This window comes from Streptomyces sp. NPDC005438 (assembly GCF_040606315.1).
Classification (GTDB): Bacteria; Actinomycetota; Actinomycetes; order Streptomycetales; family Streptomycetaceae; genus Streptomyces.
Genome location: NZ_JBEXEP010000001.1, coordinates 718,608 through 732,182 on the forward strand (window position 1 = coordinate 718,608; position 13,575 = coordinate 732,182).

Annotated in this window: 10 protein-coding genes, 1 other RNA gene and 1 pseudogene; 8 read left to right on the forward strand and 4 right to left on the reverse strand. The window is 71.6% G+C overall.

Annotated features, from left to right (window positions below; translation table 11 throughout):
- Positions 1–60 precede the first annotated feature (60 nt).
- The 3 genes from ABZT14_RS02935 to ssrA all read left to right on the forward strand — a co-directional run bounded on the left by ABZT14_RS02935 (position 61) and on the right by ssrA (position 2,299).
- Positions 61–1,215, forward strand: coding sequence for a S41 family peptidase (locus ABZT14_RS02935; RefSeq protein ID WP_356295981.1), 1,155 nt, complete (start codon positions 61–63; stop codon positions 1,213–1,215).
- A 57-nt stretch (positions 1,216–1,272) separates the two neighbouring features.
- Entirely contained in the window at positions 1,273–1,752 is a 480-nt protein-coding gene (gene smpB, locus ABZT14_RS02940; RefSeq protein ID WP_356295983.1) for an SsrA-binding protein SmpB, read from the forward strand.
- Between the two features lie 176 nt (positions 1,753–1,928).
- Positions 1,929–2,299, forward strand: a transfer-messenger RNA (tmRNA) gene (gene ssrA, locus ABZT14_RS02945).
- 91 nt (positions 2,300–2,390) lie between these two features.
- Here the strand turns inward: ssrA and ABZT14_RS02950 are convergent.
- A complete protein-coding gene (locus ABZT14_RS02950) occupies positions 2,391–3,113 on the reverse strand; it encodes a flavodoxin family protein (protein WP_356295986.1) in 723 nt (240 codons plus the stop codon).
- Between the two features lie 131 nt (positions 3,114–3,244).
- Here ABZT14_RS02950 and ABZT14_RS02955 point away from each other — a divergent pair.
- Positions 3,245–3,802 (forward strand): annotated as a pseudogene (locus ABZT14_RS02955) (GPP34 family phosphoprotein); the annotation flags it as partial.
- On the opposite strand, the gene ABZT14_RS02960 reads toward ABZT14_RS02955, so the two are convergent.
- Positions 3,759–5,117 (reverse strand): MFS transporter, encoded by a 1,359-nt coding sequence (locus ABZT14_RS02960; protein ID WP_356295989.1) that lies wholly within the window; start codon positions 5,115–5,117, stop codon positions 3,759–3,761. The pseudogene ABZT14_RS02955 and the gene ABZT14_RS02960 sit on opposite strands and share 44 nt — an antisense overlap.
- Before the next feature lie 209 nt (positions 5,118–5,326).
- On the opposite strand from ABZT14_RS02960, the gene ABZT14_RS02965 reads away from it, so the two are divergent.
- Together ABZT14_RS02965 and ABZT14_RS02970 are read left to right on the forward strand one after the other, a co-directional pair.
- On the forward strand, positions 5,327–6,487 hold the full coding sequence (locus ABZT14_RS02965; protein ID WP_356295992.1) for a uroporphyrinogen-III synthase: 1,161 nt from the start codon (positions 5,327–5,329) through the stop codon (positions 6,485–6,487).
- A gap of 84 nt (positions 6,488–6,571) precedes the next feature.
- Positions 6,572–8,965 (forward strand): UvrD-helicase domain-containing protein, encoded by a 2,394-nt coding sequence (locus ABZT14_RS02970; RefSeq protein ID WP_356295995.1) that lies wholly within the window; start codon positions 6,572–6,574, stop codon positions 8,963–8,965.
- Between the two features lie 327 nt (positions 8,966–9,292).
- Here ABZT14_RS02970 and ABZT14_RS02975 read toward each other — a convergent pair whose 3' ends face one another.
- Positions 9,293–9,499: a cold-shock protein gene (locus ABZT14_RS02975; RefSeq protein WP_356295998.1), complete on the reverse strand. Its 207-nt coding sequence runs from the start codon at positions 9,497–9,499 to the stop codon at positions 9,293–9,295.
- A 281-nt stretch (positions 9,500–9,780) separates the two neighbouring features.
- Here ABZT14_RS02975 and ABZT14_RS02980 point away from each other — a divergent pair, with 281 nt between their 5' ends.
- Together ABZT14_RS02980 and ABZT14_RS02985 are read left to right on the forward strand one after the other, a co-directional pair.
- The gene (locus ABZT14_RS02980; RefSeq protein ID WP_356296001.1) at positions 9,781–11,187 is read left to right on the forward strand and encodes an NAD-dependent malic enzyme; all 1,407 of its coding nucleotides are present in this window, start codon (positions 9,781–9,783) and stop codon (positions 11,185–11,187) included.
- Between the two features lie 428 nt (positions 11,188–11,615).
- Positions 11,616–11,897 carry an HU family DNA-binding protein gene (locus tag ABZT14_RS02985; protein ID WP_019711607.1) on the forward strand — a complete coding sequence of 94 codons (282 nt, stop codon included), beginning with the start codon at positions 11,616–11,618 and terminating at the stop codon, positions 11,895–11,897.
- Positions 11,898–12,140: 243 nt separating this feature from the next.
- Here the strand turns inward: ABZT14_RS02985 and murA are convergent, their stop codons facing one another.
- On the reverse strand, positions 12,141–13,469 hold the full coding sequence (murA, locus tag ABZT14_RS02990; RefSeq protein ID WP_356296005.1) for a UDP-N-acetylglucosamine 1-carboxyvinyltransferase: 1,329 nt from the start codon (positions 13,467–13,469) through the stop codon (positions 12,141–12,143).
- Positions 13,470–13,575 lie beyond the last annotated feature (106 nt).

The window sequence follows — 13,575 nt, forward strand, 5'->3', positions numbered from 1 at the left end:
CGCGGGAGAGGAACGGTCAACTCGCCGTACAGCGGCCGTTTCTGTCCTAGACTCCGCGATATGTCAGACCACTGGTCTTCCATGCCGCCCCGTAGCCTGGGCCGCGGGGCGGCCCTGACTTTGGTCTTCGCCGGGGTGCTGGCCACCGGAGCCGCCGCTGGTTCCTTCAGCCGCACCGGCGAGGCCGCTGCCGTCGACTCCGACCCCGTTCCCCACCGTGCCGGCACGCCCCTGAGGGACGACCGCGCCGGACGCCAAGGGCCGGACGGGGCCCAGGAGTTGGTCAGCCGCAGCGGTGACCGCTGGTCGGCCGCCTACTCGGCCCGGGAGTACGAGGGCCTCAAGCGCAGCCTCAAGGGCGAGTACGTCGGCGTGGGCATCTCGGTGCGCGCCGACGGACGCGCGGGCGACCAACCGATGACGGTGGAGCGGGTACGTCGGGGATCCCCCGCCGAACGGGCCGGTGTCCGTACCGGCGACCGTCTGCGGGCCGTCAACGACAAGAAGGTCACCGGTGCCCCGGTCACCGAGGTGGTGGCCCGACTGCGGGACGGGGCGCCGGGCACCAGTGTGGAGCTGCGCCTCAGCCGTGACGGCCGCACCTGGGAGAGCACCCTGCGCCGGGCCAAGCTGCGTACCCCCTCGGTGACCGTGGACCGCAGTGTTCCGGGCACCGTGCACCTGCGGGTCAGCTCCTTCACCAAGGGGACCGGCCAGCGGGTGCGGGACGCGGTCCGTGAGATCCCCCGGGGCAGCGGGCTGCTGCTGGACCTGCGGGGCAACAGCGGTGGGCTGCTCACCGAGAGCGTGACCGCCGCCTCCGCCCTGCTGGACTCCGGTCTGCTGGGCACCTACGAGGCCAACGGCCAGCAGCGGTCGTTGAGCGTGGACGGTGGCGGGGACACCACGACCCCGGTGGTGGTGCTGGTGGACGGCGGCACCATGAGCGCGGCCGAACTGCTGGCCGGCGCCCTCCAGGACCGTCGCCGCGCGGTGGTCGTCGGTACGCGCACCTTCGGCAAGGGCACCGTGCAGATCCCGCACACCCTGGAGGACGGTTCGGTGGCCGAGCTGACGGTGGGGGACTACGCGACCCCCAACGGCCGCCGGCTGGAGGGGCAGGGGCTGCTCCCGGACCTGCTGGTCCCCGGGGGGCCGGACCGGACGGAGCACAAGGGGCGGCAGGTGCTGGGCGGGCTCGCCGCCCGGCCCTGAGGCTCGCGGTAATCGGCTCGCCTTCACCCCCCGGCGTGGTGCGACAATGTCCCGGCTATGGCTAAAGAGACGGGGCGCAAGATCATCGCGCGCAACAAGAAGGCGCGGCACGACTACCTCATCCTGGACACCTACGAGTGCGGGATCGTGCTGACGGGCACCGAGGTCAAGTCGCTGCGTCAGGGCCGGGCCTCACTGGCCGACGGCTTCGCGCAGGTGGACGGTGGTGAGGTGTGGCTGCACCACGTGCACATCCCCGAGTACGCCCAGGGGACCTGGACCAACCACAGCGCACGTCGCAAACGGAAGCTGCTGCTGCACCGGGCGGAGATCGACCGGCTGATCGGCAAGACCCAGGAGAGCGGCCACACCCTCGTTCCGCTGGAGCTGTACTTCCGGGACGGCAAGGCCAAGGTGGAGATCGCCCTGGCCAAGGGCAAGCGGGAGTACGACAAGCGCCAGACGCTGCGGGAGAAGCAGGACCGCCGGGAGGCGGAGCGGGTGATCGCGGCGGTCCGTCGCAAGCAGCGGGCCTGAGGGCCGGCCTCCGGCACGGGTCGCTCGCGGGGCGAGGGGTCGTCGGGGAGCGTCGGGCGGTGTCGGTCGGGCGCGGGAATGCGACCGGCTGACAATGCGTTGGCCAGGGTGCGAGTGGTATGCGTACCATGGACCTCGCGGCCGTCGCCGGCCGTGCGGGTTTCTCAACTCAACATGGGGATGATCGGTTTCGACAGCGGTTGTCGAGGCAGGGGAAGCGAGTCGAGGAAGCGGCAATGATCTCGTTAACCATGTGTCGCAAAAAAATAATCGCCGATACCAAGCGCGATTCCTTCGCCCTCGCTGCCTAAGTAGCGACCTGCGAAGTGTCAGCCCGGGGATGTTCCCGACCCGGTCACTGGCATCAGCTAGGGGACTCACCGAGTAGGCCCGGTCACGGGGCCTGCCGGGACATCTCACAGTGACTGAGCCCGTCGGAGACTTGTCCGCGTGATCTCCGGGGCCGAGAAAATCGCAGCGGACTGCACTCGGAGAAGCCCTGGCTCCGCACCGTTGGACGCGGGTTCGATTCCCGCCATCTCCACTTCCCGTCGAAGGCGGGGTGCCCTCTCCATCGAGGGGCACCCCGCCTTCGTGTTGTCGTGTGCCCGGCTGCCCGCGCTGGTCCCTGCGCGGGGTCAGCGGTGTTCGGGGTTGGCGTGGCCGGGGTCGCAGCCGGCCTCCCACCGCGCCCGCTGGTTGCCGTACGCGGGGATGCCGCCCTGGTCGCGCAGCAGCGCGGCCAGGTGCATCAGGTTGTACGCCATGAAGCTGACGTTGCGGTTGGTGAAGTCGTTCTCCGGGCCGCCGGAACCGGGGTCGAGGTAGGAGGGGCCCGGTCCGACCTCGCCGATCCAGCCGGCGTCGGCCTGCGGGGGGATGGTGTAGCCGATGTGCTGTAGGGAGTAGAGGATGCTCATCGAGCAGTGCTTGACGCCGTCCTCGTTGCCGGTGAGCAGACAGCCGCCGACCCGCCCGTAGTAGGCGTACTGCCCCTTGTCGTTGAGGACGCCGGAGTAGCCGTAGAGCCGCTCGATCACCCTCCGGGTCACCGAGCTGTTGTCCCCGAGCCAGATCGGTCCGGCCAGCACCAGGATGTCGGCGGCCAGTACGCGCTGGAGCAGGGCCGGCCACTCGTCGCTCTCGGCGCCGTACTCGGTCATGTCCGGCCGGACACCCACGGCGATGTCGTGGTCCACGGCACGGATCTGGTCGACCTCCACGCCGTTGCGTTCCATCACGGCCGCGCTGCGGTCCACCAGACCCTGGGTGTGGCTGAGCTGGGGTGAGCGGTTGAGGGTGCAGTTGATGTACAGGGCGCGGAGACCGGTGAAGTCTCGTGGGGTGTCCTGTGCGGGCATCGCTTCCTCCAGTGCGGGGGCGGGCGACCCAAACTATCTTCCGTTTCGTTCGGATTGGCGGCTTTCGCGCGGGAGTTCCGAGTCAATGAAGAGGCGGTGTCGATTCCGCTCAGCCCTCTTAGGGTGGCCACATGCCGCAACACTCACCGAACAGCAAGTATCCCGACAGCCTGCCGGCCCAGCTGTACCTGCTGGCCTACGACCCGGACAAGGGCCGCATACGCCAGCACCAGGGCTTCGACCACGGCATCCGTGCCGCCGTGCTGGCCGACCTCATCCAACGCGGTGCCCTGCGCGACCACGACCGCAAGCCCGAGGTGGTGGGCGACCACCGCACCGGCGACCCGGTGCTGGACGGGGTGCTGGCCTCCATCGCCGACCGGCGTTCCCGCAACTGGAAGAGCTGGATCACCAGGGACCGGAAGGGCACCTCCCGACAGGTACGCGACCAGCTGGAGAGCGCCGGACTGATCAAGGTCAACTCCCGGGCCCTGCTGTCCGACCAGGAGACCGTCACCGACGTGGCCATGGTGGAGGCGCTCCAGAAGCAGACGATCGAGGTAGTCAAGGGATCCCGCCCGGTCAAGGACATCGACGACCGTGCCGCCGCCCTGGGCGCGCTGGCCGCCCTGGCGGAGATCCGCACTATCTGCGGTCGGAAGGAACTCCGTCACAACCGTCCGAGGATCGTCGAACTGGCGTCACGGACCGGTCCGGCCGGTCCGGCGCTGGAGAAGGCGCTGGCACAGGCGAAGTCCGCGGCCGTGGGCGCGATCGCCAGCGGGGGCGCGGCGGGAGGCGGCGCGGCGGGCTGACCGTGGAGCGGCGGTCCCGGCCCCCGGTGGTCCAGGCGATCAGTGCCGCCAGGGCCGCCGCCAGCGGCGGCAGACCGTAGGCCAGGCCCGGGCCCTGGGTCTCGCTCGACCAGCCCCCCAGGGCCGAACCGCCCGCCACCCCGCACAACAGGGCGGTACCGGTCAGCGTCATGCCCTCGTTGAGGCGGGAGGTCGGCACGGTGTCCTGCACCAGGGTCATCGCGGTCACCATGGTGGGCGCGGTGGCCATCCCGGCGACCAGCAGGGCCGGCGCCACCAGGGTCAGGTCGTCACTGAGGCTGGCCAGCCAGGGCAGGGTCATCAGTACGGCCATGGCGGTCACGCACAGCGGGAACCTGGCCCGGGCGGTGCCGCCCAGCCGCAGGGAACCGAACGCCAGCCCGGCGAGCCCCGACCCGAGGGCCTGGCAGGCCAACACCGGCCCCGCCCAGGCCCGTTGGCCCTGCTCGTCGGCGAAGGCCACGGTCACCACCTCCATGCTGCCGAAGATCGCCCCGGTCGCGACGAAGGTGACCAACAGCCCGCCCAGCCCCGGCAGTCGGAACCCCTGCCGGCCGGCGAACTGGGGGACCGGTTCGGTGTGCCGGGGTACGCAGAACAGCAGGGTGCCCCCGAGGAGGAGCACCCCCGCGACCAGGGTTCCGGCCTCGGGGAACAGGGAGACGCACAGCCAGGTGGCGAGTACCGGCCCGCTGAGGAAGCACAGTTCGTCGGCCGCCTGCTCCAGGGAGTTGGCGGTGTGCCGGGCCCGGGGGTCCGCCCTGAGCAGGTGGTTCCACCGGGCCCTGGCCATGGCCCCGACCTGGGGCGCCAGGCCGGTGGCTGCCTGACAGCCGAACAGGGTCCACAGCGGCGCCTCGTACCGTACGCACAGCACCAGGCCCGTGGCGGCGGCGAAGGTGAGGACGGCGGCCGGCCGGGCGACCCGGGTCTGGCCGTACCGGTCCACCAGCCGGGCCAGCGCGGGCCCCAGCACGGCGGTGGCCACCAGCCCGGTGGCGGCGACCGCTCCCGCCAGGGCGTAGGAACCGTACGCCCGCTGCACCATCAGGATCGCCGCCAGCGACAGCATCCCCATCGGAAAGCGGGCCACCAGGCTCCCCAGGGTGAAGGTCACGGTCCCCGGATGCCGGAACAGCCCGCGATAGGGCGAGAGAAGCGGAGGCATGGGCACCAGCCTGCGGGTCCGCCCGGCACGACGTCCACCGCTTTATCCCGCCAGACCGGACGGCCCGCACCCCTGGGCCAGGGGGCACCCTCACCAGCGCCTTCACGCCGGGGCAACGGCCAGGAACCCGATCCGACACCCACTCCTGGCAGGCTGGGTCCGTACCACTCCGGGCCCCCGGCCCGGGCGAACCGGGAGCGGACCGATCCATGCCAGGCAGCCAGCAGCCACCCAGCACCATCGACCGCCCGCTGGAGGGCTTCACCGTGGGGGTGACCGCCGCCCGACGGGCGGAGGAACTGATCACCCTGCTGCGCCGCCGGGGAGCCGAGGTGGTCCACGCCCCCGCCCTGCGCATCATGCCCCTGGCCGACGACTCCGAACTGCTCGCCACCACACGGGAGTTGCTGCGACGGCCCCCGGACGTGGTGGTCGCCACCACCGCCGTGGGGTTCCGGGGCTGGATCCAGGCCGCCCGAGACTGGGGGCTGGACGAGTCGCTGCTGACGATCCTGGGACGGAGCCGCCTGCTGGCCAGGGGCCCCAAGGTACGGGGAGCGATCCGCGCGGCCGGGCTGACCGAGGAGTGGTCACCGGCCTCGGAGTCCATGGCGGAGGTACGGCAACTGCTGCTGTCCGAGGAGCGGCCGGGCCGACGCGTCGCCGTACAACTGCACGGCACCCCGCTGCCGGAGTTCACCGAGGCCTTGCGGGCGGCCGGCCAGGAGGTGATCCCGGTACCGGTGTACCGCTGGATGCCCCTGGCCGACCTCCGCCCGGTGGACCGGCTGCTGGACCGCGTCCTGACCGACCGCGTGGACGCCGTGACCTTCACCAGCGCCCCGGCGGTGTCCGCGCTGCTGGGCCGGGCCGAGGAGACCGGGCGCACCGCGCCCCTGCTGGAGGCCCTGCGCCACCGGCTGGCGGTGGCCAGCGTCGGACCGGTCACCGCCGAACCCCTGCTGCGGCACCAGGTCCCCACCTTCTGGCCGGAACGCTTCCGGCTGGGCCCCCTGGTCCAGTCGCTGTGCCACGAACTGCCGCCCCGCGCCAGGCGGTTGACGGTGGCCGGCCACCGGATGGAGATCCGGGGCCACCTGGTGGTGCTGGACGGCGAGCCCCGGCCGGTACCCCCGGCCGGCATGGCGCTGCTGCGGGCCCTGGCCCACCGGCCCGGCTGGGTGGTCTCCCGGGCCGAACTGCTGCGCGCGCTGCCCGGCGGGGGCACCGACGAGCACGCGGTGGAGACCGCCATGGCCCGGCTCCGCGCCGGCCTGGGCACCCCGGGACTGGTACGCACCGTGGTCAAGCGCGGCTACCGGCTGGCCCACGATCCCTCCGCCGACCGTGCGGGTACGGCATCCGGCTGACCGGACGAAGCCGCTGGTGGGTGCGGAGCCGGCCGGAGGTCTGTACGGTTGACGGCTGCCCTAGGCGAGCAGAAGGGGTCAGCGTTGGGAGCGCAGCACGCGGTGGAGCGGATCGCGGACGACGGCACCAGGGAGTCGGAGATCCGCGGTGAACAGGCGCATCTGGACGCGGTCTACCAGCGGCTGGAGGTGAAGATCCAGGAGGCCGAGCACCTCATGGACGACGCCGCCCAGCACGCCAAGGTCGGCACCCCCGGAGCCCTCGCGGAGCGGGACGCCCAGGTCTTCCGGGCCGGCGTCCACCTGAACCGGCTGAACAGCGAGTTCGAGGACTTCCTGTTCGGCCGTGTCGACCTCCTGGCCGGCCAGGACGGGGTACGGGGACCCGACGGCGCCTACACCTCGGTGGAACCGGCACCCGACGCCGTCGACCCGGACGGCCACGCCGAGATCGCCGAGACCCTGCACATCGGCCGGCTGGGCGTGCTGGACGTCGACTACACGCCGCTGGTGATCGACTGGCGGGCCCCGGCCGCCGCCCCCTTCTACCGCTCCACCCCGGTGGCCCCCGGCCGCGTCGTACGCCGACGGGTGATCCGTAGCCGGGGTCGACGGGTGCTGGGCGTCGAGGACGACCTGCTGCGCCCCGAACTGACCACCACCCTGGACGGCCGGCCGCTGGCCGTGGTCGGCGACGGCGCCCTGATGGCGGCCCTGGGGCGGGCGCGCGGCCACACCATGCGGGACATCGTCGCCTCCATCCAGGCCGAACAGGACGAGGTCATCCGCGCCCCCGCCGCCTCGGTGACCGAGGTCGCCGGCGGCCCCGGCACCGGCAAGACCGCCGTCGCCCTGCACCGGGCCGCCTACCTGCTGTACCAGGACCGGCGCCGCTACGCGGGCGGCATCCTGGTGGTGAGCCCCACCCCCCTGCTGGTCTCCTACACCGAGGGGGTGCTGCCCTCGCTGGGCGAGGAGGGCCAGGTGGCCATCCGTTCCCTCGGCTCCCTGGTCGAGGGCGAGGAGGCCGGCAGCCACGGGGGCCACGGCGAGGCCTTCGACCCGCCCCGGGTGGCCCGGGTCAAGGGGTCGGCCCGGATGACCCGGGTGCTGCGCCGGTGTGCCCGGGGCGCGCTGGAGGTACGGCAGCAGCGGGTCGAGCGGCTGCGGGTGGTGGCCCTGGGGCGCCGACTGGAACTGGACGGCGAGGAGCTGGCCGAGGTACGCCGTCAGGTGCTGGGCGGCACCGCCCCGTTGAACCTGATGCGCCCCCGGGCCCGCCGGCTGCTGCTGGACGCGCTGTGGGTGAAGTCCGGTGCCGCCGCGCTGTACACCGACGAGGAGTTCGCCGCCGAGGCCCGACAGGGCTTCGACGAGGACGTGTCCGAGGAGGACCCGTTCGTGGAGTTCCTGGCCGAGTGGTGGCCGGAGCTGACCCCCCGACAGGTGCTGGGGGCGATGCGGGAGGAACGTCAACTGCGGCGCTGGGCCCGGGGGTTGGTCCGCCCGGCCGAGGCACGGGAGCTGGCCGGGTCGTTGCGCCGGCTGGACGGACAGGGGCGCGGGCCGGTGTCGGTGCACGACGTGGCCCTGCTGGACGAGCTGCGCAACCTGCTGGGCGCCCCGCCCCGGCCGGTGCGGCGGGAGGTCGACCCGGTGGACGCGCTGACCGGGCTGGAGGAGGTGACCACGGCCGCCGACCGGATGACGGGCCGGCGTGGCCGTGCCGAGCGGCTGGCCGAGGAACGTACCGACTACGCCCATGTGATCGTCGACGAGGCACAGGACCTGACCCCGATGCAGTGGCGGATGGTGGGCCGTCGTGGACGGCACGCCACCTGGACCATCGTGGGGGACCCGGCCCAGTCGTCCTGGCCCGACCCACGGGAGGCGGACGAGGCGCGGGCCGAGGTGCTGGGGTCCCGGCCTCGGCACCGTTTCGAGCTGACGGTCAACTACCGCAACCCCGCCGAGATCGCCGAACTGGCCTCCCGGGTACTGCGGTTGGCGCTGCCCGAGGCGGTACCGCCCCGGGCGGTCCGCTCCACCGGACTGCGCCCCCGCTTCACCACCCTGGACGGCGTCGGGGACGACGTGGGCGAGCCGGAGGGCCTGGCCGCGACGGTACGTCGGGAGGCTGAGCGGCTGCTGTCCGAGGTGGAGGGCACCGTGGGCGTGGTGGGCGCGATGGGGCGGCGGTCCCAACTGGCCGACTGGCTGGGCGACCTGGGCGACCGGGTGGTGGCCCTGGGCAGTCTGGAGGCCAAGGGGCTGGAGTACGACGGGATGTTGGTGCTCTCGCCCGCCGAGATCGTCCGGGAGGGCGGGGCGGAGAACGCCGCCGGACTGCGGGTGCTCTACGTGGCCCTGACCAGGGCCACCCAGGCGCTGACCGTGCTGTCCCTGGACGCCGACGAGCCGGACGGCGGGGTGCCGGCGCTGCTGGCTCCGGTACCGGCTCTGGAGAACAGCCACTGACCAGGAACTTCCCGAAGGGAATGGCGGGCCGGCGGTGGTTTGTTAGCCTGGTTGTGGCACCGGCCCGATCCATGCCCCCGGGCCCAACCATCGTCGCTTCGAGCGACCTTTTGCCGCGAGGCGAGCTGGCGGGTCGGTGCCACTTCTTCTGTTCTTTCGCCCGGTGTTTCCCCGGGCGTCAATCCCAAGTACCCCCGGGCGCCCGGTAGTCGGTGGACCCGGTCGGACCTCGTCGATCCGCGTGGGGTTTCTCACGTCCGGGTGGGCGCGGGGAGCCGCCCGCCCACCCGTCCAGACCTCACGAGCGCGCCGAGGGTCGGTGAGGGGTCAGCCCAGTACGCGGACCGCCTCGGCCTGCGGCCCCTTGCGGCCCTCGCCGATCTGGAACTCCACCCGCTGGGTGTCCTCCAGGTTGCGGTAGCCGTCGCCCTGGATCGAGCTGTAGTGGACGAAGAGGTCCGGGCCTCCGCCCTCCTGAGCGATGAAGCCGTACCCCTTCTCGGCGTTGAACCACTTGACCGTGCCCTGAGCCATCTTCGGGTCTCCCTGTGAGGTGTTCTGCGGTGTGCGGGGCGAGCCTAGAGCGGTTTGTGATGTTTCGGTGTGATTGGTCCGTCGATGGTCGTGCGTGCCGACCGGACGCCGGATCGTCGCTGTCGGAGGAGGGCGCGGGACGGTCCGTGACGTAGCTGATCTGGTTACCGCGTACCAGCGGGTAAGTGGGACGATCTGGTGTTCGTGCCTCCCGTCCCCGACGGACGCCAGGTCCCCCCACGGCACGCGCAACGGTCACGCACAAGCGGAGGAAGTCGGCCATGGCAACGGCGCCCAGCGTCTCGTACTCGATGACGGTCCGTCTGGAGGTGCCGGCAGGTGGCACCGCGGTCAGTCAGCTCACCACCGTCGTGGAGTCCTCCGGCGGGTCGGTCACCGGTCTGGACGTCACCGCCTCCGGCCACGAGCGGCTGCGCATCGACGTGACCATCGCCGCCTCCTCCACCGCGCACGCCGACGAGATCGTGGAGAAGCTGCGCGGCATCGAGGGGGTTTCCCTCGGCAAGGTCTCCGACCGTACGTTCCTGATGCACCTGGGCGGCAAGATCGAGATGACCGCCAAGCACCCCATTCGCAACCGCGACGACCTGTCGATGATCTACACCCCCGGTGTGGCACGGGTGTGCACCCAGATCGCCGAACACCCCGAGGACGCCCGCCGGTTGACGATCAAGCGCAACAGCGTCGCGGTGGTCACCGACGGCTCCGCCGTCCTGGGGCTGGGCAACATCGGCCCGCAGGCCTCGCTGCCCGTGATGGAGGGCAAGGCCGCCCTGTTCAAGCGGTTCGCCGGTATCGACGCCTGGCCGCTGTGCCTGGACACCCAGGACAGCGACGCCATCGTGGAGATCGTCAAGGCCATCGCCCCCGGCTTCGCCGGCATCAACCTGGAGGACATCTCCGCCCCCCGCTGCTTCGAGATCGAGGCCCGGCTCCGGGAGGCCCTGGACATCCCGGTCTTCCACGACGACCAGCACGGCACGGCCATCGTGGTGCTCTCCGCCCTCTACAACGCGCTGCGGGTGGTGGACAAGCGGATCGAGGACGTGCGGGTGGTGATGTCCGGCGCCGGAGCGGCCGGTACGGCGATCCTCAAGCTGCTGCTGTCCGCCGGCGTCCGGCACGCGGTGGTGGCCGACATCCACGGAGTGGTGCACGCCGGCCGTGCCGACCTGGTGGAGGCGGACCCGGAGTCCCCGCTGCGGTGGATCGCGGAGAACACCAACCCCGAGAAGATCACCGGCACCCTGAAGGAGGCGGTGGTCGGCGCGGACGTCTTCATCGGCGTCTCCGCCCCCAACGTGCTGGGCGAGGAGGACGTCGCGGCGATGGCGGACGGCGCGATCATCTTCGCGCTCGCCAACCCCGACCCGGAGGTCGACCCCGCGATCGCCCGCCAGACCGCCGCCGTGGTGGCCACCGGACGCTCCGACTTCCCCAACCAGATCAACAACGTGCTGGTCTTCCCCGGGGTGTTCCGGGGGCTGCTGGACGCCCAGTCCCGTTCCGTCACCGAGGAGATGATGATCGCGGCTGCGAAGGCTCTGGCCGAGGTCGTGTTGCGGGACGAGCTGAACGCCAACTACATCATCCCCAGCGTCTTCAACGACCGGGTCTCCAAGGCGGTGGCCGAGGCGGTCAGCGAGGCCGCCCGCAACGTTTCCTGAGGCCACGGACGGGCCCTCCGGGAGGGGGCGTCCCCGTCCGGGCCGCCGGCACGGCGTTCCCGGGCGGGCCCCAGGACCGCCCGGCCCCGTGAAGCCCCAACAGCCGTGTGGGCAAAGCCCGATGACGACCGCGTCCCCACGGCGCGTCGCGTGGCCCGTCCCCCTAACGGCCCCCTTAGGGTTGCCGCAGACAAAGCCTCAGGATGTCACCGCCCCACCCGCGGTGGGGGGACTCCGCCACAACGGGAGCGCGTTCGTGTGACTCCGCAGGGTGCCGGATTGGCGTTCCCGCCGCAGGTGGGGGCAGGATGCGTTCCGGGCGCGAGGGTCTGAACCCCAGACCCGGGTCCCGGAGACTGTCCGAGGGCCCTGGCAGCATCGGCTTCGATCTCACGCCTCATCGGCAAGAAGAACACGGGAGTACGAATATGAACCGCAGTGAGCTGGTGGCCGCTCTGTCCGAGCGCGCAGAGGTGACCCGTAAGGACGCCGACGCCGTTCTGGCCGCGCTCGCCGAGACCGTCGGCGAGGTCGTCGCCAAGGGCGACGAGAAGGTCACCATCCCTGGTTTCCTCACCTTCGAGCGCACCCACCGTGCCGCTCGCACCGCACGCAACCCGCAGACCGGCGACCCCATCGAGATTCCGGCCGGTTACAGCGTCAAGGTCTCCGCGGGCTCCAAGCTCAAGGAAGCCGCCAAGGGCAAGTGAACCGAGTGCTGACGCCCTAGCGGCGCGCACCAACTGACGGCCACCCCCGACCAGTTCGGGGGTGGCCGTCGGCGTTCGGTCCACCCCGCACGGCCGCCGCCCGCACGGTCGCCGTCAACGGGGCGCGCAACGGCCGGTGGCCGGGCGCGTCGAGTGCGCCCGGCCACCGGGTGACCGCTGAGCCCCGAGGCGGCCCACAGCGGTCCTCAGCTTCTCCCGACGGGCGGACCCCGCCGGTCTCGGTCAGGGGCGCTCGACCTTGGCGCCCAACTCGGCGAGCTTCTCCATGAAGTTCTCGTAACCACGGTTGATCAGGTCGATCCCGTGCACCCGTGAGGTGCCCTGGGCGGCCAGGGCCGCGATCAGGTACGAGAAGCCCCCGCGCAGGTCGGGGATGACCAGGTCGGACCCCTGGAGCTTGGTGGGCCCGGAAACCACCGCGGAGTGCAGGAAGTTGCGCTGCCCGAAGCGGCAGGGCGTACCGCCCAGGCACTCGCGGTAGAGCTGGATGTGCGCGCCCATCTGGTTGAGCGCGGAGGTGAAGCCCAGCCGGGACTCGTACACCGTCTCGTGGACGATGGACAGTCCGGCCGCCTGGGTCAGCGCCACCACCAGCGGCTGCTGCCAGTCGGTCTGGAAACCGGGGTGCACGTCGGTCTCCAGGGCGATGGCGTTCAACGGCCCGCCGGGGTGCCAGAAGCGGATGCCCTCCTCGCCGATCTCGAAGGCGCCACCGACCTTGCGGTAGGTGTTGAGGAAGGTCATCATCGACCGCTGCTGGGCGCCGTGGACGTAGACGCTGCCCTCGGTGGCCAGCGCGGCGCTCGCCCAGGAGGCCGCCTCCAGACGGTCCGGCAGGGCGCGGTGGACGTAGCCGCCGAGCTTCTCCACACCGGTGATGCGGATGGTGCGGTCGGTGTCCATGGAGATGATCGCGCCCATCTTCTGGAGCACGCAGATCAGGTCCTCGATCTCCGGTTCCACGGCCGCGTTGGACAGTTCGGTCACACCCTCCGCCAACACGGCGGTGAGCAGGACCTGTTCGGTGGAGCCCACCGAGGGGTACGGCAGCCGGATCTTGCAACCCCGCAGCCGCTGCGGCGCCTCCAGGTACTGCCCGTCGGCCCGCTTCTCGATCGTGGCGCCGAACTGCCGCAGCACGTCGAAGTGGAAGTCCACCGGACGCCCGCCGATGTCACAGCCACCCAGGCCCGGGATGAAGGCGTGACCCAGCCGGTGCAGCAGCGGGCCACAGAAGAGGATCGGGATACGCGAGGAGCCGGCGTGCGCGTCGATGTCCGCGACGTGCGCGCTCTCCACATGTGAGGGATCGAGGATCAGTTCACCTGGCTCGTCCCCGCTGCGCACGGTGGCTCCGTGCAACTGCAACAGCCCGCGTACCACCCGTACGTCACGGATGTCGGGCACGTTGCGCAGACGACTGGGCTCGCTGCCCAACAGCGCGGCCACCATGGCCTTGGGCACCAGGTTCTTGGCGCCGCGGACACGGATCTCACCCTCCAGGGGGGTGCCACCGTGGACGAGCAGGACATCGGAAGGGCTGTCGGTCATGGATCTCCGCGTTCTGCGAGGGCGGTCGGGGGACTTGGGGGGCAAGGAACCATCGTAGTGCGCCTGACGCCCCGTTCCGTATGCCCGCGACCGAGGTACGGCGGCG

Excerpts from the sequence above, each read along its gene's own strand:
- ABZT14_RS02935 (WP_356295981.1), top strand. The coding sequence starts at position 61 with ATGTCAGACCACTGGTCTTCCATGCCGCCCCGTAGCCTGGGCCGCGGG.
- smpB (WP_356295983.1), top strand. The coding sequence starts at position 1,273 with ATGGCTAAAGAGACGGGGCGCAAGATCATCGCGCGCAACAAGAAGGCG.
- ABZT14_RS02950 (WP_356295986.1), bottom strand. The coding sequence starts at position 3,113 with ATGCCCGCACAGGACACCCCACGAGACTTCACCGGTCTCCGCGCCCTG.
- ABZT14_RS02960 (WP_356295989.1), bottom strand. The coding sequence starts at position 5,117 with ATGCCTCCGCTTCTCTCGCCCTATCGCGGGCTGTTCCGGCATCCGGGG.
- ABZT14_RS02965 (WP_356295992.1), top strand. The coding sequence starts at position 5,327 with ATGCCAGGCAGCCAGCAGCCACCCAGCACCATCGACCGCCCGCTGGAG.
- ABZT14_RS02975 (WP_356295998.1), bottom strand. The coding sequence starts at position 9,499 with ATGGCTCAGGGCACGGTCAAGTGGTTCAACGCCGAGAAGGGGTACGGC.
- ABZT14_RS02980 (WP_356296001.1), top strand. The coding sequence starts at position 9,781 with ATGGCAACGGCGCCCAGCGTCTCGTACTCGATGACGGTCCGTCTGGAG.
- ABZT14_RS02985 (WP_019711607.1), top strand. The coding sequence starts at position 11,616 with ATGAACCGCAGTGAGCTGGTGGCCGCTCTGTCCGAGCGCGCAGAGGTG.
- murA (WP_356296005.1), bottom strand. The coding sequence starts at position 13,469 with ATGACCGACAGCCCTTCCGATGTCCTGCTCGTCCACGGTGGCACCCCC.